A 21289-nucleotide genomic window follows, 5' to 3' on the forward strand; every position below is an offset into this window, starting at 1 on the left:
ACTGTTAGCAAAGAATAGGAGAAAAGAATGCGTGAGAGTCGCCCAGTCATTGCTCTGGATTTTCCAAGTTTCGAGGAAGCCAAAGAATTTTTAGCCCTTTTTCCAGCAGAGGAAAAACTTTATGTCAAGGTAGGAATGGAAATCTACTATGCAGTAGGGCCCGAAGTTGTGCGTTATTTGAAATCATTGGGACATAGTGTTTTTTTGGATCTCAAGTTGCATGATATTCCAAATACAGTCAAGTCAACCATGAAAATCTTGTCAAGTCTGGGTGTCGATATGACCAATGTTCAGGCTGCAGGTGGGCTTGAAATGATGCAGGCTGCGCGTGAAGGCCTTGGTGATCAAGGGATTCTTATCGCGGTGACCCAATTGACCTCAACATCCGAAGAACAAATGCAAGACTGTCAAAATATCCAAACTAGTCTGCAAGAATCAGTGATTCACTATGCTAAGAAAACAGCTGAAGCTGGATTGGATGGAGTGGTTTGCTCAGCCCAAGAAGCCCAACTCATCAAGGAGGCGACAAACGAAGATTTTATCTGCTTGACACCAGGTATTCGACCAGCAGGTGCTGAAGCAGCGGATCAAAAACGCGTAGTGACCCCTGGTCAGGCCTATCAAATCGGTAGTGACTACATTGTAGTAGGCCGTCCTATCACACAGGCAGAAGACCCTGTAGCAGCCTACCATGCTATCAAGGAAGAATGGACACGCGATTGGGTCTAAAGCGTATTTGATTATAGATTTAAGGATAAGAAGGAGTATACCATGACACTTGCTAGAGACATTGCTAGCCATCTATTGAAAATTCAAGCGGTTTATCTCAAACCAGAAGAGCCTTTCACTTGGGCATCTGGTATCAAGTCACCTATCTATACGGATAATCGTGTGACCTTAGCTTACCCAGAAACTAGAACTTTGATTGAAAATGGTTTTGTGAATGCTATCAAAGTAGCCTTTCCAGAGGTTGAAGTGATTGCAGGAACTGCGACAGCAGGGATTCCACACGGAGCTATCATCGCGGACAAGATGAACCTACCATTTGCTTATATCCGTAGCAAACCGAAAGACCATGGAGCAGGCAACCAAATCGAAGGCCGTGTAGCCCAAGGGCAAAAAATGGTAATTGTCGAAGATCTGATCTCAACTGGTGGTTCAGTTCTCGAAGCGGTAGTAGCTGCCAAGCGTGAAGGAGCAGATGTTCTCGGTGTAGTAGCCATTTTTAGCTATCAACTAGCAAAAGCAGATAAGAACTTTGCGGATGCTGGTGTCAAATTGGTGACACTATCTAACTATAGCGAGCTCATTCACCTAGCCCAAGAAGAAGGCTACATCACCCCAGAGGGATTGGCTCTCTTAAAACGCTTTAAAGAAGACCAAGAAAATTGGCAAGGATAGAGAAACTCATTTCTTAGATTTTGATGGAACTGATGCATAGCATCAGTTCTTTTTAGTTGACAAATGTAGATTTTCGGAGTATACTAATAACTGTAATCGACAAATGTAGGTTTAGGAGGTGTGATTATGCAGATTTCAGATGCAGAATGGCAGGTCATGAAGATTATTTGGATGCAAGGAGAGCAGACCAGTAGCGATTTGATCAGGGTTCTGGCGGAGCGGTTCGACTGGTCCAAGTCGACCATTCAAACTCTTTTGGCTCGTTTGGTTGAGAAAGAGTGTCTGACAAGGAAAAAAGAAGGCAAGTTCTTTGTCTATTCAGCCCTTTTAACTTTGGACCAAAGCCGAGACTTGCTTGTCCAAGATATTAAAGACAAGGTTTGTTCTCGTAGGATTAAGAACTTGTTGGCTGATTTAATTGTAGGATGTGATTTTACTCTAGCTGACTTGGAAGATTTGGAAGCTGTGATTTCTGAGAAGAAAGTTAGCGCAGTTGCTGAAGTAAAATGTAATTGTATGTAAAGGAGACGTCATGTTAAATAGTATTGTAACCATTATTTGTATTGCCCTTATCGTTTTTATCCTATTTTGGTTTTTCAAAAAACCTGAAAAATCTGGACAGAAGGCCCAGCAAAAAAAGGGCTACCAAGAGATTCGAGTGGAAGTCAAAGGGGGCTATACGCCTGAGTTGATTATTCTTAAGAAATCAGTGCCAGCCCGTATCATCTTTGACCGTAAGGACCCTTCACCCTGCCTAGCTCAGATTGTTTTCCCAGACTTTGGTGTGCATGCGGACCTGCCTATGGGTGAAGAGTATGTAGTGGAAATCACACCTGAACAGGCTGGAGAGTATGGTTTCTCTTGTGGCATGAATATGATGCACGGTAAGATGATTGTAGAATAGGAGAATGATATGACTGAAATTGTAAAAGCAAGTCTTGAAAATGGTGTTCAAAAAATCCGTATCACGGCAGACAAAGGCTACCATCCAGCCCACATCCAGCTTCAAAAAGGAATTCCCGCTGAAATTACCTTTCATCGTACAACTCCTTCAAACTGTTATAAGGAAATTCTGTTTGAAGAAGAAGGCATCTTGGAACCAATCGGCGTAGATGAAGAGAAGACAATTCGTTTTACACCTCGAGAGTTGGGTGAGCATGAATTCTCATGTGGTATGAAGATGCAAAAGGGAAGTTATACCGTAGTTGAGAAGACTCGAAAATCTTTGTCACTTTTGCAACGTTTTTGGATTACTAGTATCTTTACTGTGCCTCTTGTGATTCTCATGATTGGGATGTCGACAGGAGGAATTAGTCACCAAGTCATGCGTTGGGGCACCTTTTTAGCCACAACACCCATTATGCTAGTAGCAGGTGGTCCTTATATCCAAAGTGCTTGGGCTAGTTTTAAAAAGCACAATGCTAACATGGATAGCTTGGTTGCTCTGGGAACCCTAGTGGCCTATTTCTATAGCTTAGTTGCCCTCTTCGCTGGTCTCCCCGTTTACTTTGAAAGTGCTGCATTTATCTTCTTCTTCGTTCTTTTGGGAGCAGTTTTTGAGGAAAAAATGCGAAAAAATACTTCCCAAGCTGTGGAGAAATTACTAGATTTGCAGGCTAAAACTGCAGAAGTCTTGCGTGATGATAGCTATGTTCAAATCCCCTTGGAGCAAGTCAAGGTAGGTGACCTGATCCGAGTAAGGCCAGGTGAAAAGATTGCGGTTGATGGGGTTGTAGTCGAAGGTGTGTCCAGTATTGATGAGTCTATGGTGACAGGTGAGAGCCTGCCGGTAGACAAAACAGTTGGAGATACCGTCATTGGCTCCACCATCAATAATAGTGGAACGCTTGTTTTTAGGGCAGAAAAAGTTGGTTCAGAGACTGTCTTGGCACAGATTGTGGACTTTGTGAAGAAAGCTCAGACCAGTCGTGCACCGATTCAGGATTTGACGGATAAGATTTCAGGGATTTTTGTCCCAGCAGTTGTCATTTTAGCGATTCTGACTTTTTGGATTTGGTTTGTCTTGCTTGAGGCTAGCTTTGTGACCTCTCTACTTTATGGGGTAGCAGTTTTGATTATCGCTTGCCCTTGTGCCTTAGGACTCGCAACACCGACAGCACTGATGGTGGGAACTGGCCGTAGTGCCAAGATGGGAGTTCTTCTTAAAAATGGAACGGTCTTACAGGAAATTCAGAAAGTCCAAACTATTGTTTTTGATAAGACAGGGACTTTGACGGAAGGAAAACCTGTGGTCACCGATATCATTGGTGATGAGACAGAAGTATTAGGCTTGGCGGCTTCTTTGGAAGAAGCCTCTCAACACCCACTGGCTCAAGCTATTGTCAAGCGGGCGACTGAAGCTGAACTTGAGCTTCATACTGTAGAAAATTTCCAAGCCTTGCATGGAAAAGGTGTTTCAGGGCAAATCAATGGAAAACAAGTTCTGCTTGGAAATGCTAAAATGCTGGATGGCATGAACATTTCTAGCACTTATCAAGAAAAACTAGAAGAACTAGAAAAAGAAGCTAAGACAGTTGTCTACTTGGCTGTTGACAATGAAATCAAAGGCTTGCTTGCCCTGCAAGATATCCCCAAGGAAAATGCCAAGCTAGCCATCAGTCAGCTGAAAAAACGTGGACTTAAAACAGTCATGCTGACAGGGGATAATGCTGGCGTGGCGCGTGCTATTGCCGATCAGATCGGAATCGAAGAGGTCATTGCTGGTGTCTTGCCAGAAGAAAAAGCCCATGAAATCCATAAACTACAATCAGCTGGAAAAGTAGCCTTTGTTGGTGATGGTATCAATGACGCTCCTGCCCTCAGTGTAGCAGATGTGGGGATTGCTATGGGAGCTGGAACAGATATTGCCATCGAGTCAGCAGATTTGGTGTTGACAACTAATAACCTCCTAGGAGTGGTTCGTGCCTTTGACATGAGCAAGAAAACCTTCAATCGAATTCTGCTCAATCTTTTCTGGGCCTTTATCTACAATGTCGCTGGAATTCCGATTGCAGCAGGAGTCTTTTCAGGAATTGGTCTCGTTCTCAATCCAGAACTGGCTGGTCTAGCCATGGCCTTTAGTTCTGTATCTGTTTTAACCAGTTCACTCATGCTAAACTTTACGAAGATAGACTAAAAGCGGTGTCCACCGCTTTTTTATTATAAAACAGTTCTGTGAAGTGTTTTCAATCTGTGCTGTAATAGAGAATGAAAACTTCTGAGCACATTCTTAGGATACTCAAAGTAAATGTGGTAAATTAGGATTGTAAATTTACTGAATCGCTTTCAAACAACATATAAAAGCGCTTTTTGTAAATGTATGAAATTATTTTGAAGGAGAGTTATTATGACTCAAGGGAAAATTACTGCATCTGCAGCAATGCTCAACGTATTGAAGACATGGGGCGTAGACACTATCTACGGTATCCCATCAGGAACACTCAGCTCACTCATGGATGCTTTGGCTGAAGACAAAGATATCCGCTTCTTGCAAGTTCGCCACGAAGAAACAGGTGCTCTTGCAGCGGTGATGCAAGCTAAATTCGGTGGCTCAATCGGGGTTGCAGTTGGTTCAGGTGGGCCAGGTGCGACTCACTTGATTAACGGTGTTTACGATGCAGCTATGGATAACACTCCATTCCTTGCCATCCTTGGATCACGTCCAGTCAACGAACTCAACATGGATGCCTTCCAAGAACTTAACCAAAACCCAATGTACAACGGTATCGCTGTCTACAACAAACGTGTAGCTTACGCTGAGCAATTGCCAAAAGTAATCGACGAAGCTTGCCGTGCTGCAGTTTCTAAAAAAGGTCCAGCTGTTGTTGAAATCCCAGTAAACTTTGGTTTCCAAGAAATCGACGAAAACTCCTACTACGGTTCAGGTTCATACGAACGTTCATTCATCGCTCCTGCTTTGAACGAAGTTGAAATCGACAAAGCAGTTGAAATCTTGAACAATGCTGAGCGCCCAGTTATCTACGCTGGTTACGGTGGTGTTAAAGCAGGTGAAGTGATTACAGAATTGTCACGTAAAATCAAAGCACCAATCATCACAACTGGTAAAAACTTTGAAGCTTTCGAATGGAACTATGAAGGTTTGACAGGTTCAGCTTACCGTGTTGGTTGGAAACCAGCCAACGAAGTGGTCTTTGAAGCAGACACCGTTCTTTTCCTTGGTTCAAACTTCCCATTTGCTGAAGTTTACGAAGCCTTCAAGAACACTGAGAAATTCATCCAAGTCGATATCGACCCTTATAAACTTGGTAAACGTCATGCCCTTGACGCTTCTATTCTTGGTGACGCAGGCCAAGCAGCGAAAGCAATCCTTGACAAAGTAAACCCAGTAGAATCTACTCCATGGTGGCGTGCAAACGTTAAGAACAACCAAAACTGGCGTGATTACATGAACAAACTCGAAGGTAAAACTGAGGGTGAATTGCAATTGTACCAAGTTTACAATGCAATCAACAAACATGCTGATCAAGACGCTATCTACTCAATCGACGTAGGTGACACTACTCAAACATCTACTCGTCATCTTCACATGACACCTAAGAACATGTGGCGTACATCTCCACTCTTTGCGACAATGGGTATTGCCCTTCCTGGTGGTATCGCTGCTAAGAAAGACAATCCAGATCGCCAAGTATGGAACATCATGGGTGACGGTGCATTCAACATGTGCTACCCAGACGTGATCACAAACGTTCAATACGACCTTCCAGTTATCAACGTTGTCTTCTCAAATGGTAAATATGCCTTCATCAAGGACAAATACGAAGACACAAACAAACACTTGTTTGGTTGTGACTTCCCTAATGCTGACTATGCGAAAATCGCTGAAGCGCAAGGTGCTGTAGGATTTACAGTTGACCGTATCGAAGATATCGATGCAGTTGTTGCAGAAGCTGTTAAATTGAACAAAGAAGGTAAAACTGTTGTGATCGATGCTCGTATCACTCAACACCGTCCACTTCCAGTAGAAGTACTTGAATTGGATCCAAAACTTTACTCAGAGGAAGCAATCAAAGCCTTCAAGGAAAAATACGAAGCAGAAGAACTCGTACCATTCCGCCTCTTCTTGGAAGAAGAAGGATTGCAATCACGCGCAATCAAATAATTACTCTCGTCGAAAATCAAATTTTAAATTTGTAGACTTTATTCTTTGATTTTCATAGAGTGGAACTTGAAAAGATCGGAGCAATCCGGTCTTTTTCTGGAGGATAATCAATGAATTTAAATCAATTAGATATTATTGTTTCAAATGTTCCCCAAGTCTGTGCTGACTTGGAACGACTTTTGGATAAAAAGGCAGACTATGTTGATGACAGTTTTGCACAGTTTACGATTGGCAGTCACTGTCTGATGTTGTCCCAAAATCATTTGATTCCTTTGAACAATTTTCAGTCAGGAATCATTCTTCACATCGAGGTTGAGGATCTAAATCAGAACTACCAACGATTGAAAGAAATTGGTGTCGAGATTTTACACGGTTCTTGTGAAACGGATTGGGGAACAGAGTCCTTATTAGTTAAAGGCCCTGCTGGCCTAGTGATTGATTTTTATCGTATGAAATAGGGCGCGTAGTCATTTGACGTTAACCATAATGATTCTTAAAAAAAGAATGTGCGCATATGAACTATTAAAAGATCGGAGTAATTCGGTCTTTTTCTGTTTCCTCTTTCTTATCACAAGATTGTGATAGTTTACATCTTCATAACAAAAGCTTCAAAGTCTTGATTGTTTTGAAAAAAGATTATAAAATATGATTCATAAAAATGAAAGAGGTTTTGAAATGTCTGAAAAACAAATGAAAGTTTTGGGCTGGGTAGCGACCTTTATGTCCGTTATGATGTATGTCTCTTACTTCCCACAAATCATGAACAACCTGGCTGGTCAAAAAGGAAACTTTATCCAACCCTTGGTCGCAGCCATCAACTGTAGCCTATGGGTTTACTACGGTCTTTTCAAAAAGGAAAGAGATATTCCACTTGCAGCTGCCAATGCACCGGGTATCGTTTTTGGTCTAGTAACGGCTATTACGGCATTGATTTAAAAAGAAGACTGGTTTCAGTCTTTTTTTGTACATAAAAATAGATTCTCAAGTAAAGGAAGTCTAATGAGAGCTGAGGAGAATAGCCGTTGACAGCGAGCTTTCTGAGTGCTGCTTTAGAGGTTACTCCATAAAGTAAAAGATTATTTCGTTACTATTTTTACAAAATCTTCTCCCTACTTTATAAGAACTGAAAAAGAGTTCAATTCGAACTCTTTTTTTGCTATAATGAGGGGAGAAAAATCAGACAGGAGATCGACATGTCAGAACCATTATTTTTACAATCAGTTATGCAAGAAAAAATCTGGGGTGGTACCAAGCTACGTGATGAGTTTGGTTACGACATTCCAAGTGAAAAAATTGGCGAATACTGGGCTATCTCAGCTCACCCAAATGGAGTTTCCAAGGTCGCCAATGGTCGTTTTGAGGGAACAGACCTTGCTACTTTGTATGCGGAACACCGTGAGTTGTTTGGCAACCGTCCAGAGCCTGTATTTCCGCTTTTAACTAAAATTCTCGATGCCAACGATTGGCTCAGTGTCCAAGTTCACCCAGACGATGCTTACGGACTCGAGCATGAAGGCGAATTCGGAAAAACAGAATGCTGGTATATCATCGCAGCAGACGAAGGTTCAGAAATTATCTATGGTCACAATGCCAAATCAAAAGAAGAACTCCGCCAGCAAATCGAGGACAAAAACTGGGATGCCTTGCTGACAAAAGTCCCTGTTAAGGCTGGGGATTTCTTCTATGTACCAAGCGGAACCATGCACGCTATTGGCGCAGGTATCTTGATTCTTGAAACCCAGCAGTCAAGCGATACCACCTACCGTGTCTATGACTTTGACCGCAAGGACGACAAGGGCAACTTGCGTGAACTTCACCTTGAAAAATCTATTGATGTTTTGAACATTGGTGAGCCAGCAAATAGCCGTCCTGTAACTGTCAAAGCAGATGATTTGCGTTCAACTCTCCTTGTATCCAATGGCTTCTTTGCCGTTTACAAGTGGGAAATCACTGGAAAAGTTGATTTTGAAAAGACAGCTGATTACAGCTTATTGAGTGTCTTAGCTGGTCAAGGAAAACTGATTGTAGATGGAAAAGAATATCCAATCCAAAAAGGTAGCCACTTTATCCTACCAAGTGATGTTGAAGCCTGGACCTTGGAAGGGCAAGGTTTGGAATTGATTGTTAGTCATCCATAAAAAGAAAGGGCCTGAGTTCACTACTCAAGTCCTTTTTGATTACATAAATTGGGCTATAAAAACCACGATGATGATGATTGGAATGATAAAACGAAGAAGGAAGAGCCAGACTTGGAAAAGTACTTGTTTCCAGGCTCTTTCATCGAGATGGAGTTCCTCCATAGCAAGAGCCTTTTTAAAGATATAGCCTGTAAAAAGTGAAAGGCAGAGAGCTCCAAATGGCATGAGAAGATTGGAAACCAAGAAGTCCATGGCATCAAAGAAGGTCTTTCCAAAGATGTGAACATCTGCCATAACACCGTAAGATAGGGCTGAAGGTATCCCAAAGACGAAGGTCAAGATTCCTAAAATGGCACTCCATTTGGCACGTTTGCTGTTATTCTGATTGGTGATATTGCCCACATTGATTTCCAGCATCACGACAGAAGAAGTGACCGTCGCAAAGAGGAAGAGCAAGAGGAAGAGGATGTAGAAAATGGTTCCAAAAGGCATCTTGTCAAAGAGTTGAGGCAAGACGATAAAGAGGAGACTTGGTCCTCCTTCAGACTGGATGTTGAATGCTGACATGGCTGGGAAAATGGCTAGACCTGCCATGATGGATACTGAGATGTTCATGGCTACGATGGAAATCCCTGACTGGACTAGATTGGTTTTCTTGTCCAAGTAGGATGCATAGGTGAGCATGGCTGTAACTCCAAGTGAAAGGGCAAAGAAAGATTGGCCTAGGGCATAAAGGAGACCAGCACTGGTTAGTTTTGAAAAGTCTGGTTTGAGGAAGTAGAGAACGCCTTCCATGGCATTTGGCAAACTGAGCGAGCGCCCGATGATCACGACAAAGATGATAAAGAGCAGGGGCATCATGACTTTCGAAGCTCTTTCGATACCTTTTTGAACCCCACGTGATACAATAAAGATATTCAATAAGATAAAGGCTACTTGAGCTCCTAGGGCAATGGCTGGATTTGAAATGATTGAAGTAAATAACTGAGCATAATCACCCGTTCCACCAAGCTGGAACAATTTCCCAAACTCAATACCCAGATAGACTAGAATCCATCCTCCAATAACACTGTAAAAGGATAGGAGGATAAAGAGGGCAAAGGCACCAATCCAACCGATAAAGTTATACTTGTTATTGTCGCCCAGTTTTCCAAAGGTTTTGATAGCGGAAACGCCAGCGCTACGGCCAAGGGCAAACTCAGCCAGCAGGAGCGGGAAACCGATTAAAATAGTGGAAATGAGAAAGACCAGTAAAAAGCCTCCCCCACCATTAGCAGCAGTCATGTAAGGAAACTTCCAAACGGCTCCAAGTCCGATGGCTGAGCCAGCAGATGCTAGAATAAAGCCTAGTTTTGAGCCCCATTGTGATTTTTCTGACATAGTTGAAACTCCAATCTTGTTTTTAAAATAAGAAAAGGCTACTTGAGTTGTCAAATAGCCTTCTCTCAATGGCTCTTTATGAGCTTTCTGTTTGATTGATAGACCTGACTATCCTATCATGTTTTCTAAGGTCTGTCAAGAAAACCATTTTCAAGTTTTCACACCTTTCTCAAAAAGTAAAAAAATTTTCGTAAAATCACTTGACTCTGACCTAAGGGGAGGGGTTATACTATCCTTGTAAGGAGGAAATCATGTACCATATAAAAGAAGCTGCGCAGCTCTCAGGTGTCTCTGTCAAGACCCTGCACCACTACGATAAGATAGGGCTCTTGGTTCCTTTAAAGTCGGAAAACGGCTATCGAACCTATAGTCAAGAGGATTTGGAACGACTTCAGGTCATTCTGTATTATAAATATCTAGGCTTTTCTTTAGAAAAAATAGCAGAGCTGTTAAAGGAAGAAAGGACAGATTTATTGCCCCATTTGACTAGGCAGTTGGACTATCTAACTCGAGAAAGGCAACATCTGGATACCTTGATTTTCACCTTGCAAAAAACCATTCAAGAACAAAAAGGAGAAAGAAAAATGACGATTGAGGAAAAATTCACTGGATTTAGCTATCAAGACAATCAAAAATACCACCAAGAGGCGGTAGAGAAATATGGTCAAGAAGTCATGGATCAGGCTCTCGAGCGCCAAAAAGGCCGCGAAGATGAGGCTACGACTGCCTTTAACCAAGTCTTTCAAACTTTGGCACAAAATCTTCAAGCTGGTTTACCTGCAACAGCAGACGAAAATCAAGAAGAAGCTGCTAAACTCTTGCAAGCCATCCGTACTTATGGATTTGACTGCTCTATTGAGGTATTCGGTCATATCGGTAAAGGTTACGTCTACAACCCAGAGTTTAAGGAAAACATTGACAAGTTTGGTTCTGGAACAGCCCAGTACACGTCAGATGTCATTGCGGCTTACGTTCAGACAAATGCAGAATAAATAGGCTAGGAATTTCCTATTTCTCATACCATTTGCGAAAGACCCGAAGAAGCAAACAAGCGGGCTAGGATCGGTGATTGGGAAGCAGATACGGTTGCAGGGAAAACTGGAAAAGCTTGTTTAGTGACTCTAACGGATCGCTATTCTTGTTTTCTAAAAATCCAGAAGATAGCTGTCAAGAAAAGCAAGTTGGTGATAGAAGCTATGGTAAAAATGTTGGCGCTCTTGCCGGAAGAAACTGTCACTCCAGATAGAGGAAAAGAATTCACGAAGCATCAGGACTTGACCGACAAATTAAAGGTAGAAGTCTATTTTCCCGATCCTCATGCGCCTTGGCAACGAGGAACAAATGAGAATACCAATGGATTACTACGAGAATATTTTCCCAAAGGGAGCGACTTAACATTCATTGACGAGCACACCATTCAGCTGTGGGAGAATAAACTAAATAATAGGCCACGAAAGTGTCTCAACTGGAAAACACCTTATGAAGTTTTCTATGAAGAAAATGTGCACTTAATTTGACAATTCAGGATTAAAGAAAACCCAGAGCAAGTGATAGGAGATATCAGCATCGTTGAGATGGATGAGGACGATTCTTCTTGTGAAATTGGCTATGTTTTAGGAAAAGATTATTGGGGTCGTGGTATGATGACGGAGGCCTTGAAAGCTGTTTTAGACTTCTGTTTTACCCAAGCAGTTTTTCAAAGAGTTAGAGCTCGCTATGCCAGTTTCAATCCAGCTTCAGGTCGCGTTATGGAAAAAGTGGGAATGTCCTATCTAAAAACTATTGCCAATGGTGTGGAGAGAAAAGACTAGGTTGCGGACCTTATTTATTACCAGATAAGCAGAGAAGAGTAGTGAATTTTCTTTTCCGTTTCTATCAAAGTCAGACCTTGTCTGGCTTTTTTTGTGCCAGATTTCTAAATAAGCTGATTAAATTCCTATTTTTCCCTATCATTGTCCCTGTTTTTTCTTAGAGTTAGGAATTATAATAGACTTATCAAATCAAAGAATGGAGGAAGGCAATGGACAATGTAATCTTTTTTATTAGTGTTTTTCTTGCTGGAATTCTTTCCTTCTTTTCTCCTTGTATCTTACCCTTGTTGCCAGTCTATGCAGGGGTCTTGTTGGATGATAAAGATGGTGCTCAGGCTTCCAGCGGAAAATTTTCAATCTCAGTCGTTAGTCTATTGCGAACTTTGGCCTTTATAGCAGGGATATCCTTTATCTTTATCTTACTGGGCTATGGAGCTGGTTTTTTAGGCAATTTGCTGTATGCTTCCTGGTTTCAGTATGTGACGGGTGCAGTTATCATTCTCTTGGGCTTACACCAGATGGAAGTCTTACATTTGAAGGGGCTCTACAAGGAAAAAAGGCTACAATTAAAGAGACAGGGTCAAAACGCTAACGGCTATAGTCAGGCATTTTTACTGGGGTTGACCTTTAGTTTTGCTTGGACGCCATGTGTGGGGCCAGTTCTGGGGTATGTTTTGGCCTTAGCGGCTTCAGGTGGCTCAGGTGCTTGGCAGGGAGCTGGTCTCATGTTGGTTTATACGCTGGGTTTGGCACTACCATTTTTGGTTCTAGCTCTCGCCTCCAGCTATGTTTTGAAACATTTCCGAAAACTCCATCCCTACCTCGGAACCCTCAAAAAAGTGGGTGGTTTCCTCATTATCCTGATGGGAATCTTGGTGCTTTTGGGAAATGCTTCCATTTTGACTACATTATTTGAATAGAGAGGAAAAAGAAATGAAAAAATGGCAAACATGTCTCCTTGGAGTAGGCTCAATCTGTTGCTTGGCAGCTTGTTCGGCTAAAAACATGTCAGACGAATCAACTATGAAGGAGCAAACCAAAACAGAACAAGTCGGTGCGCAAACTGCGACTAAAGGTCAGGCAGTCGCTGATTTTGAACTAACAGGAGTAGATGGTAAGACCTATCGTTTATCTGACTACAAAGGCAAGAAAGTCTATCTTAAATTCTGGGCTTCTTGGTGTTCCATCTGTCTAGCCAGCCTTCCAGATACGGACGAAATTGCTAAGGATGCTGGTGATGACTACGTGGTCTTGACGGTGGTATCTCCTGGCCACAAGGGGGAGCAAGCAGAAGCGGACTTTAAGAACTGGTACAAGGGTTTGGATTATAAAAATTTTCCAGTTCTAATTGATCCGTCAGGCAAACTTTTGGAAAGTTATGGTGTTCGTTCTTACCCGACTCAAGCCTTTATAGACAAGGAAGGCAAGCTGGTCAAAACGCAACCAGGTTTTATGGATAAGGATATGATTTTAAAAGAATTGAACGAAATGGGGTAGAGAAAGGCTATGAATGATAAAGTAAAACTTTTTGTCTTGGCAGGGGTCATTCTCCTAGCCATAACCGGTTTCTATTTTCTATTGATGCGAAATGCAGGGCAGACAGATAGCTCGCAAATTGAGAAGGCATCAGTTAGCCAAGGAGGAAAAACAGTGAAAAAAACAGAAGTGAGCAAAGACGCAGACTTGCACGAAATTTATCTAGCTGGGGGATGTTTCTGGGGAGTGGAGGAATACTTCTCACGCGTGCCTGGAGTAACCGATGCCGTTTCAGGCTATGCAAATGGTAGAGGGGAAACAATCAAGTACGAATTGATTAACCAAACAGGACATGCAGAGACTGTCCATGTCACTTACGACGCCAATCAAATTTCCCTCAAAGAAATTCTTCTTCATTACTTCCGCATTATCAATCCAACCAGCAAAAATAAACAAGGAAATGATGTGGGGACCCAGTATCGTACTGGCGTTTATTACACAGATGAAAAGGATTTAGAGGTAATCAACCAAGTCTTTGATGAGGTGGCTAAGAAATACGACCAACCTTTGGCAGTTGAAAAGGAAAACTTGAAGAATTTTGTGGTGGCGGAGGATTATCACCAAGACTACCTCAAGAAAAATCCAAATGGCTACTGTCATATCAATGTCAATCAGGCTGCCTATCCCGTCATCGATGCCAGCAAATATCCCAAACCAAGCGATGAGGAATTGAAAAAGACCTTGTCGCCTGAGGAGTATGCAGTTACCCAGAAAAATCAAACAGAACGAGCTTTTTCAAACCGTTATTGGGACAAATTTGAATCTGGTATCTATGTGGATGTGGCAACTGGTGAACCCCTCTTTTCATCAAAGGATAAGTTTGAGTCTGGTTGTGGCTGGCCTAGTTTTACGCAACCAATCAGCCCGGATGTTGCCACCTACAAAGAAGATAAGTCCTACAATATGACACGCATGGAAGTAAGAAGCCGAGTTGGAGATTCTCACCTTGGTCATGTCTTTACGGATGGACCAAAGGACAAGGGTGGCTTGCGCTACTGTATCAATAGTCTTTCTATCCGCTTTATTCCCAAAGACCAAATGGCAGAAAAAGGCTATGCCTATTTACTAGATTATGTTGATTGAGAGGGCTTTCCTAAGCAGTTAGAGGAGAATTTTGCTATACTGATACTAGTAAGTGGTAAAGGAGCAGAGCATGACCTACACAATCTTAATCGTAGAAGATGAATTTCTGGTTAGACAAGGCTTGACCAAACTGGTTAATGTAGCAGCCTACGATATGGAAATCATCGGTCAGGCTGAAAATGGAAGACAGGCTTGGGAATTGATTCAAAAGCAGGTTCCGGATATCATTTTAACCGATATCAACATGCCTCAGCTAAATGGCATCCAGTTGGCTAGTCTGGTCCGAGAAACCTATCCTCAGGTGCATTTGGTCTTTTTGACGGGCTACGATGATTTTGATTATGCCTTATCTGCTGTCAAACTAGGTGTGGATGACTACCTGCTCAAGCCCTTTTCTCGTCAGGATATTGAGGAAATGTTGGGTAAAATCAAGCAAAAACTAGACAAGGAAGAAAAGGAAGAGCAGTTACAAGATTTACTGACCGATAAGTTTGAAGGAAACATAGCCCAGAAGATCCAGTCCCATCTAGCTGATAGCCAATTCAGTTTAAAGAGCTTGGCCAGTGACTTGGGTTTTAGTTCGACATATCTGAGCTCCTTGATTAAGAAAGAGTTGGGCCTACCTTTTCAGGATTATCTGGTGAGAGAACGTGTCAAACAAGCCAAGCTCTTGCTCTTGACAACGGATTTAAAGATTTATGAGATCGCAGAGAAGGTTGGTTTTGAAGATATGAACTACTTTACCCAACGCTTTAAACAGATTGCAGGTGTGACGCCTCGTCAGTTTAAGAAGGGGGAAGGTCAATGAAGCGTTCTTCTCTCCTAGTCAGAATGGTTATTTCCATCTTTCTGGTCTTTCTCATTCTCCTAGCTCTGGTTGGGACTTTCTACTATCAATCTAGTTCATCAGCCATTGAAGCTACCATTGAAGGCAATAGCCAAACGACCATTAGCCAGACTAGCCACTTTATTCAGTCTTATATCAAAAAATTAGAAACCACCTCGACCAGTTTGACCCAGCAGAAGGATGTGTTAGCCTATGCTGAGAATCCCAGTCAAGACAAGGTCGAGGGAATCCGAGATTTATTTTTGACCATCTTAAAGGCAGACCAGGACTTGAAGACTGTGGTTTTGGTAACCAAATCTGGTCAGGTTATTTCTACAGATGACAGTGTGCAGATGAAAACTTCCTCAGATATGATGGCTGAGGATTGGTACCAAAAGGCCATTCATCAGGGAGCCATGCCCGTTTTGACTCCAGCTCGTAAATCAGATAGCCAGTGGGTCATTTCTGTTACTCAGGAACTTGTTGATGCAAAGGGAGCTAATTTGGGCGTGCTTCGTTTGGATATTTCTTATGAAACTCTGGAAGCCTATCTCAACCAACTCCAGTTGGGCCAGCAGGGTTTTGCCTTTATCATCAATGAAAATCATGAATTTGTTTACCATCCTAAACACACAGTTTATAGTTCGTCTAGTGAAATGGAGGCTATGAAACCCTACATCGAGACGGGACAGGGCTATACGCTGGACCATCAATCCTACGTTAGTCAGGAAAAGATTGCAGGAACAGATTGGACGGTTATAGGCGTGTCTTCGTTGGAGAAGTTAGACCAGGTTCGTAGTCAACTCATGTGGACCTTGTTTGGGGCAAGTTTCACGTCTCTATTTGCCTGTCTCTGCTTGGTGTGGTTCAGCCTCAAACGCTGGATTGCCCCTTTGAAGGATTTGAGAGAAACCATGCTGGAAATTGCTTCTGGTACACAAAATCTGCGTGCTAAGGAAGCTGGCGCCTATGAACTGAGAGAAGTGACTCGCCAGTTTAATGCCATGTTGGATCAGATTGATCAGTTGATGGCAGATGTTCGCAGGCAGGAAGAAACGACCCGTCAGTATGAACTTCGAGCCCTATCAAGTCAGATCAATCCGCATTTTCTCTATAATACCCTAGATACTATCATCTGGATGGCTGAATTTCAGGATAGTCAGCGAGTGGTTCAGGTGACTAAGTCCTTGGCAACCTATTTCCGCTTGGCGCTCAATCAAGGAAAAGATTTGATTTCGCTTTCCGATGAAATCAATCATGTCCGCCAGTACCTCTTTATCCAGAAACAACGCTATGGTGATAAGTTGGAGTATGAGATTGCTGAAGATTCTGCTTTTGATAACCTAGCCTTGCCCAAGTTGGTGTTGCAACCTCTTGTAGAAAATGCTCTTTATCACGGCATCAAGGAGAAAGATGGACAGGGACATATTAAAGTTTCCGTCCAGAAAAAGGATTCAGGGCTTGTCATCTGCATAGAGGATGATGGTGTTGGTTTCCAAGCTGCTGGCGATAGTAGTCAAAGTCAGCTCAAACGTGGGGGAGTTGGTCTTCAAAATGTCGACCAACGATTCAAACTTCATTTTGGAGACAATTACCAGATGAAGATCGATTCTGCCCCCGAAAAAGGGACGACGGTTGAAATATACATAAATATAGAATAGAAACTAGCTAACTCCCAGTTCATTCTGGGAGTTTTACTTTTAAAAATCAGAATGATTAGTCCGCCTTGATAAAATCAGTAAAAAAAGATATGATAGTAGGAGAAAAATGAGGTTAAGAGTGATGGACAAAAGTAGAATTAAAACAGAAACACAGCAGGTAATTGAAGATGTTTTGGAAAAGGCTGGATTGCGTGAAGGAAGCCTCTTTGTCCTAGGTCTATCCTCTAGCGAAGTTTTAGGCGGCCATATAGGCAAGGAATCAAGCCAAGAAATTGGCGAAATCATTGTGAAGACCATTTTGGATATCCTGAAAGTGAAAGGAATCCATCTAGCCGTTCAAGGATGCGAGCATGTCAATCGGGCTCTGGTCGTTGAACGTCAAGTAGCGGAGCAGTTTAGTCTGGAAATCGTTAGCGTCCTTCCTACTCTCCATGCAGGAGGTTCGGGTCAACTGGCAGCCTTCAAGTTTATGAAGGACCCTGTTGAAGTGGAGTTTATCAAGGCTCATGCAGGAATTGATATCGGAGATACCGCAATCGGTATGCATGTCAAGCATGTGCAGGTTCCGATTCGACCAGTTTTGCGTGAGATTGGGCACGCCCATGTAACGGCTCTAGCTAGCCGTCCAAAACTCATCGGGGGTGCGCGTGCGCAGTATCCAGAAGATTTCATAAGAAAATCATAAGTGGGCTGAGAATGATCCTAAGTTAGAGAGATAGTTCAAGTATATAGAGGTTAAAGTTGGAAAATTGTGTTTATATCATTTCGGGTCCTCCAGGTGTTGGAAAGAGCACTGTCAGCAAAGAATTGGCCTATTCTTTTGACAAAAGTGCAGTTATAGAGGGGGATATGATTTACTTAATGATTAAAGGTGGTCTCGTAGCTCCTTGGGAAGATGATGGATTTTACATGGATTTGTTCTGGGATAATATCATCAGTCTGACCAATAATTTCATTGACCGAGGCATTACCGTCGTGATAGAGTATGTCATATTTGAAGATCAACTAAAGAAAATTGTAGCTTTCTTAAAGGAAAAACAAATTAAGCTAAAGTATTGTGTCCTAATGGCAGAAGAAGAAACCTTGAAAGATAGGGATTCTTCTCGGAAAGAAATTGAGAGAACAGGCGATTTATCAATCCAAGCAAGAAATGAATTCTTAGCTAAAAATAGTGAGAAACATCATTTTCTGTACACGGATGATTTAGATATCAAAGAAACGGTAGGCATCATTAAAACTTCAAATCAATTTTTAATTTCTGAACAGTAAAAACAGAGAGAGTAAGGGTATAGCAACCAAGACTCTCTCTGTTTTTGTTTAATTCTTGTTAAAAGCACTCCAATGTAGAAAAAAGTAACGTAGAGAATTTTTCGTTACAGAAATCAGTAAACAAAGCTGGATTTAGCTGTTCTAGGTTGGCTTTTTTTGTGCTATACTTAAGATATGCATAGAAAAACAGTGATTGATTTTAGGGCTTTGGGGGAGAGATACACCTTTACCCAGCCGATTAAAGAGTTAAAAACGAGAGATTTAGCAGAAGTCGCGGACCTGCTAGCACAGGTGGAAAGCTACCAAGAGCAAGGCTATTATGTTGTGGGCTACGTCAGTTATGAGGCTGCACCTGCTTTTGAGGAAAAACTAGCAGTTCACAAGCTTCCTCTACTGGGCGAGTATTTGCTTTATTTTACTGTTCACGATAGGGTGGAAACATCCCCTATTCCTCTGATTTATGATGAGGTTGATTTGCCTTCTGATTGGCAGGAAGTAACGTCTGCAGAGGACTATGAAAAGGCTATTTCCCAGATTCACCATCATTTGCGTCAGGGGGACACCTATCAGGTAAATTACACTGTCCAACTCAAGCAAGACTTAAGTGCCAATCCTTTTGCCATCTACAATCGCATGGTGGTAGAACAGGAGGCGGGCTACAATGCCTATGTGGAACATGATGAGATGGCAGTGATTTCCATGAGCCCAGAGCTCTTTTTTGAGCAAAATGACCGAGAATTAACGACTCGTCCAATGAAGGGAACAACTCAGCGGGGAGTGACTGACCAAGAAGACCTTGCCCAAGCTAGTTGGTTGGAGCAGGATCCTAAAAATCGCTCTGAAAATATGATGATTGTGGATCTCTTGCGCAATGACATGAACCGTATTTCTGAGGTGGGGAGTGAGCATGTAGAACGTCTGTGTCAAGTGGAGCAGTATTCGACTGTTTGGCAGATGACTTCGACAATCAAGAGTCGGTTGCGAGCAGATGTGGACTTGGTTTCCATTTTTCGCTCTCTCTTTCCTTGTGGATCCATAACGGGAGCTCCGAAAATTGCGACTATGAAGATTATAAAGGACTTGGAGCCTCAACCACGCGGAGTCTACTGTGGAACGATTGGTCTCTTGCTTCCAAATGGACGACGGATTTTTAATGTTGCTATTCGGACCATTCAACTCTACAAGGGGCAAGCTATCTATGGAGTTGGCGGAGGCATTACATGGGATAGCACTTGGGAATCCGAATACCATGAAGTTCATCAAAAGGCGGCTGTTCTCTATCGTAAACAAGCTCGTTTCAAATTGATTACTACAGGAAAAATCAGCCAGAAGAGCCTGCTGTTTGAAGATCAACATCTGGAAAGGTTGACAAAGGCGAGTCGTTATTTTACCTATCCTTTTGATCCAGAAGAACTGAGACAAAAGATAGAGAAGGAGTGTCAGACTTGTGATGCTAATCAAGATTACCGCTTGCGAATTACTATCAGCAAATCAGGAGAGATGGAAGTCAGTCGCCAAGTACTTGAACCCCTTAGTCCAGCTTTCTGCCAGGCTCAACTTTGCCTTCAGGAAGCAGATTTGCAGCAAGCATTTACCTACTTCAAAATCACTCACAGACCACATTTAAATCTAGGTAAACAGGAAATCATTTACCATAATGAAGCAGGAGAGCTATTGGAAACCTCTATTGGGAATCTGGTCTTAAAAATTAATGGTAAACTCTACACACCACCCATCAGTCAAGGAATTTTACCAGGAATCTACCGCCAGCATTTGCTGGAAACAGGACAGGTAGAGGAAAAAGTCTTGACTGTGCCAGACTTGGACCAAGCGGAAACTATTTATGGCTGTAATGCAGTCAGAGGTTTGTATGAGTTGAGGATTGAATCTTAAGTTAGCAAACTTTGGAGCAAAGAAAATGACTAAATGAAAATAAATTCACGCAAACCTTTGCACAAAACAGACGATTTTGTTATACTATATCTGTAAGCATTTTCAATTAAAAAGGAGAAGACGATGAGTCAAAAGATTATTGGGATTGACCTTGGTGGAACATCTATCAAGTTTGCAATTTTAACTCAAGAGGGAGAAATCCAAGAAAAATGGTCTATCAAGACTAATATTTTGGACGAGGGAAGCCATATTGTAGATGATATGATTGAGTCTATTCAACATCGTTTGGACTTGCTTGGATTGTCAGCTACGGATTTTCGAGGGATTGGAATGGGATCACCTGGTGTGGTTGACCGTGAAAAAGGGACTGTTATCGGTGCTTACAACCTCAACTGGAAAACCCTTCAACCAATTAAAGAAAAGATTGAAAAAGCCTTGGGTATTCCATTCTTCATTGATAATGATGCCAACGTAGCTGCTCTTGGTGAGCGCTGGATGGGCGCTGGTGACAATCAACCAGACGTTGTCTTTATGACACTTGGTACAGGTGTTGGTGGCGGTATCGTCGCAGAAGGTAAATTACTTCACGGTGTTGCTGGTGCTGCTGGTGAGCTTGGTCACATCACTGTTGATTTTGACCAACCAATCGCATGTACCTGTGGTAAAAAAGGCTGTCTTGAGACAGTTGCTTCTGCAACAGGGATTGTCAACTTGACTCGCCGTTACGCGGATGAATATGAAGGCGATGCAGAGTTGAAACGCTTGATTGACGACGGTGAAGAAGTAACTGCTAAAACTGTCTTTGACTTGGCAAAAGAAGGGGACGATCTTGCCTTGATCGTTTACCGTAACTTCTCACGTTACTTGGGTATTGCGTGTGCTAACATCGGCTCAATCCTCAACCCATCAACTATCGTTATCGGTGGTGGGGTGTCAGCTGCAGGAGAATTCCTTCTCCAAGGTGTTCAAAAAGTCTACGACGAAAATACTTTCCCACAAGTACGCACATCCACAAAATTGGCTCTTGCAACTCTAGGAAATGACGCTGGAGTTATCGGAGCAGCATCACTTGTTTTGCAATAAAATAATAAAAGAGGGAAAATGCTAACCTAGAGTTAGTAATGTTCCTCTTTTCTTTTTTATGCTATACTAGTTAGGAAATAAATGAG

The 21289-nt window shown here is 42.3% G+C and carries 19 protein-coding genes and 3 pseudogenes; 21 read left to right on the top strand and 1 reads right to left on the bottom strand.

Annotated elements, in window-relative coordinates:
• Positions 1 to 27 precede the first annotated feature (27 nt).
• From pyrF to manA, 9 genes are all read left to right on the top strand, one after another.
• Complete coding sequence (gene pyrF, locus M1F97_RS08345; RefSeq protein WP_001209287.1) at positions 28 to 729, top strand: orotidine-5'-phosphate decarboxylase; 702 nt, start codon at positions 28 to 30, stop codon at positions 727 to 729.
• Between the two features lie 42 nt (positions 730 to 771).
• Positions 772 to 1401 (top strand): orotate phosphoribosyltransferase, encoded by a 630-nt coding sequence (gene pyrE, locus M1F97_RS08350; RefSeq protein WP_247944797.1) that lies wholly within the window; start codon positions 772 to 774, stop codon positions 1399 to 1401.
• Between the two features lie 126 nt (positions 1402 to 1527).
• Positions 1528 to 1923, top strand: a complete 396-nt coding sequence (locus M1F97_RS08355; protein WP_247944798.1) for a CopY/TcrY family copper transport repressor — start codon at positions 1528 to 1530, stop codon at positions 1921 to 1923.
• Between the two features lie 10 nt (positions 1924 to 1933).
• Positions 1934 to 2305, top strand: coding sequence for a cupredoxin domain-containing protein (locus tag M1F97_RS08360; RefSeq protein WP_247944799.1), 372 nt, complete (start codon positions 1934 to 1936; stop codon positions 2303 to 2305).
• A 9-nt stretch (positions 2306 to 2314) separates the two neighbouring features.
• Positions 2315 to 4537: a heavy metal translocating P-type ATPase gene (locus M1F97_RS08365; RefSeq protein WP_247944800.1), complete on the top strand. Its 2223-nt coding sequence runs from the start codon at positions 2315 to 2317 to the stop codon at positions 4535 to 4537.
• 210 nt (positions 4538 to 4747) lie between these two features.
• On the top strand, positions 4748 to 6523 hold the full coding sequence (spxB, locus tag M1F97_RS08370) for a pyruvate oxidase (protein WP_247944801.1): 1776 nt from the start codon (positions 4748 to 4750) through the stop codon (positions 6521 to 6523).
• Between the two features lie 110 nt (positions 6524 to 6633).
• Positions 6634 to 6981: a VOC family protein gene (locus tag M1F97_RS08375; RefSeq protein ID WP_247944802.1), complete on the top strand. Its 348-nt coding sequence runs from the start codon at positions 6634 to 6636 to the stop codon at positions 6979 to 6981.
• Between the two features lie 217 nt (positions 6982 to 7198).
• A complete protein-coding gene (locus M1F97_RS08380) occupies positions 7199 to 7459 on the top strand; it encodes a SemiSWEET family transporter (protein ID WP_001291476.1) in 261 nt (86 codons plus the stop codon).
• Positions 7460 to 7716: 257 nt separating this feature from the next.
• Complete coding sequence (gene manA, locus M1F97_RS08385) at positions 7717 to 8661, top strand: mannose-6-phosphate isomerase, class I (protein WP_247944803.1); 945 nt, start codon at positions 7717 to 7719, stop codon at positions 8659 to 8661.
• A 39-nt stretch (positions 8662 to 8700) separates the two neighbouring features.
• Here the strand turns inward: manA and M1F97_RS08390 are convergent, their stop codons facing one another.
• Positions 8701 to 10041 carry a sodium-dependent transporter gene (locus M1F97_RS08390; RefSeq protein ID WP_247944804.1) on the bottom strand — a complete coding sequence of 447 codons (1341 nt, stop codon included), beginning with the start codon at positions 10039 to 10041 and terminating at the stop codon, positions 8701 to 8703.
• A 251-nt stretch (positions 10042 to 10292) separates the two neighbouring features.
• Here M1F97_RS08390 and M1F97_RS08395 point away from each other — a divergent pair, with 251 nt between their 5' ends.
• The 12 genes and pseudogenes from M1F97_RS08395 to M1F97_RS08450 all read left to right on the top strand — a co-directional run bounded on the left by M1F97_RS08395 (position 10293) and on the right by M1F97_RS08450 (position 21203).
• Positions 10293 to 11033: a MerR family transcriptional regulator gene (locus M1F97_RS08395; protein WP_247944805.1), complete on the top strand. Its 741-nt coding sequence runs from the start codon at positions 10293 to 10295 to the stop codon at positions 11031 to 11033.
• Between the two features lie 18 nt (positions 11034 to 11051).
• Positions 11052 to 11558 (top strand): annotated as a pseudogene (locus M1F97_RS08400) (IS30 family transposase); the annotation flags it as partial.
• A 9-nt stretch (positions 11559 to 11567) separates the two neighbouring features.
• A pseudogene (locus tag M1F97_RS08405) lies at positions 11568 to 11852 on the top strand (GNAT family N-acetyltransferase); the annotation flags it as partial.
• A 209-nt stretch (positions 11853 to 12061) separates the two neighbouring features.
• Entirely contained in the window at positions 12062 to 12772 is a 711-nt protein-coding gene (gene ccdA2, locus M1F97_RS08410) for a thiol-disulfide oxidoreductase-associated membrane protein CcdA2 (protein ID WP_125425339.1), read from the top strand.
• Between the two features lie 13 nt (positions 12773 to 12785).
• Complete coding sequence (locus M1F97_RS08415; protein ID WP_125425338.1) at positions 12786 to 13349, top strand: redoxin family protein; 564 nt, start codon at positions 12786 to 12788, stop codon at positions 13347 to 13349.
• Between the two features lie 9 nt (positions 13350 to 13358).
• A complete protein-coding gene (msrB, locus tag M1F97_RS08420; protein ID WP_247944806.1) occupies positions 13359 to 14471 on the top strand; it encodes a peptide-methionine (R)-S-oxide reductase MsrB in 1113 nt (370 codons plus the stop codon).
• A 70-nt stretch (positions 14472 to 14541) separates the two neighbouring features.
• Positions 14542 to 15279, top strand: coding sequence for a response regulator transcription factor (locus M1F97_RS08425; protein WP_093586958.1), 738 nt, complete (start codon positions 14542 to 14544; stop codon positions 15277 to 15279).
• Positions 15276 to 16969, top strand: a pseudogene (locus M1F97_RS08430) (cache domain-containing sensor histidine kinase). The gene M1F97_RS08425 and the pseudogene M1F97_RS08430 overlap by 4 nt, the downstream one beginning before the upstream one ends.
• Before the next feature lie 110 nt (positions 16970 to 17079).
• Positions 17080 to 17643 carry a TIGR01440 family protein gene (locus M1F97_RS08435; protein ID WP_247944807.1) on the top strand — a complete coding sequence of 188 codons (564 nt, stop codon included), beginning with the start codon at positions 17080 to 17082 and terminating at the stop codon, positions 17641 to 17643.
• Positions 17644 to 17699: 56 nt separating this feature from the next.
• The gene (locus tag M1F97_RS08440; RefSeq protein WP_247944808.1) at positions 17700 to 18227 is read left to right on the top strand and encodes an AAA family ATPase; all 528 of its coding nucleotides are present in this window, start codon (positions 17700 to 17702) and stop codon (positions 18225 to 18227) included.
• Between the two features lie 174 nt (positions 18228 to 18401).
• Positions 18402 to 20120, top strand: coding sequence for an aminodeoxychorismate synthase component I (pabB, locus tag M1F97_RS08445; RefSeq protein WP_247944809.1), 1719 nt, complete (start codon positions 18402 to 18404; stop codon positions 20118 to 20120).
• A 123-nt stretch (positions 20121 to 20243) separates the two neighbouring features.
• Positions 20244 to 21203 (top strand): ROK family glucokinase, encoded by a 960-nt coding sequence (locus M1F97_RS08450; protein WP_247944810.1) that lies wholly within the window; start codon positions 20244 to 20246, stop codon positions 21201 to 21203.
• Positions 21204 to 21289 lie beyond the last annotated feature (86 nt).

Origin of the sequence: Streptococcus oralis (genome assembly GCF_023110435.1) — a bacterium.
GTDB classification, from domain to species: Bacteria; Bacillota; Bacilli; order Lactobacillales; family Streptococcaceae; genus Streptococcus; species Streptococcus oralis_CF.

Excerpts from the sequence above, each read along its gene's own strand:
- pyrF (WP_001209287.1), top strand. The coding sequence starts at position 28 with ATGCGTGAGAGTCGCCCAGTCATTGCTCTGGATTTTCCAAGTTTCGAG.
- pyrE (WP_247944797.1), top strand. The coding sequence starts at position 772 with ATGACACTTGCTAGAGACATTGCTAGCCATCTATTGAAAATTCAAGCG.
- M1F97_RS08355 (WP_247944798.1), top strand. The coding sequence starts at position 1,528 with ATGCAGATTTCAGATGCAGAATGGCAGGTCATGAAGATTATTTGGATG.
- M1F97_RS08360 (WP_247944799.1), top strand. The coding sequence starts at position 1,934 with ATGTTAAATAGTATTGTAACCATTATTTGTATTGCCCTTATCGTTTTT.
- M1F97_RS08365 (WP_247944800.1), top strand. The coding sequence starts at position 2,315 with ATGACTGAAATTGTAAAAGCAAGTCTTGAAAATGGTGTTCAAAAAATC.
- spxB (WP_247944801.1), top strand. The coding sequence starts at position 4,748 with ATGACTCAAGGGAAAATTACTGCATCTGCAGCAATGCTCAACGTATTG.
- M1F97_RS08375 (WP_247944802.1), top strand. The coding sequence starts at position 6,634 with ATGAATTTAAATCAATTAGATATTATTGTTTCAAATGTTCCCCAAGTC.
- M1F97_RS08380 (WP_001291476.1), top strand. The coding sequence starts at position 7,199 with ATGTCTGAAAAACAAATGAAAGTTTTGGGCTGGGTAGCGACCTTTATG.
- manA (WP_247944803.1), top strand. The coding sequence starts at position 7,717 with ATGTCAGAACCATTATTTTTACAATCAGTTATGCAAGAAAAAATCTGG.
- M1F97_RS08390 (WP_247944804.1), bottom strand. The coding sequence starts at position 10,041 with ATGTCAGAAAAATCACAATGGGGCTCAAAACTAGGCTTTATTCTAGCA.
- M1F97_RS08395 (WP_247944805.1), top strand. The coding sequence starts at position 10,293 with ATGTACCATATAAAAGAAGCTGCGCAGCTCTCAGGTGTCTCTGTCAAG.
- ccdA2 (WP_125425339.1), top strand. The coding sequence starts at position 12,062 with ATGGACAATGTAATCTTTTTTATTAGTGTTTTTCTTGCTGGAATTCTT.
- M1F97_RS08415 (WP_125425338.1), top strand. The coding sequence starts at position 12,786 with ATGAAAAAATGGCAAACATGTCTCCTTGGAGTAGGCTCAATCTGTTGC.
- msrB (WP_247944806.1), top strand. The coding sequence starts at position 13,359 with ATGAATGATAAAGTAAAACTTTTTGTCTTGGCAGGGGTCATTCTCCTA.
- M1F97_RS08425 (WP_093586958.1), top strand. The coding sequence starts at position 14,542 with ATGACCTACACAATCTTAATCGTAGAAGATGAATTTCTGGTTAGACAA.
- M1F97_RS08435 (WP_247944807.1), top strand. The coding sequence starts at position 17,080 with ATGGACAAAAGTAGAATTAAAACAGAAACACAGCAGGTAATTGAAGAT.
- pabB (WP_247944809.1), top strand. The coding sequence starts at position 18,402 with ATGCATAGAAAAACAGTGATTGATTTTAGGGCTTTGGGGGAGAGATAC.
- M1F97_RS08450 (WP_247944810.1), top strand. The coding sequence starts at position 20,244 with ATGAGTCAAAAGATTATTGGGATTGACCTTGGTGGAACATCTATCAAG.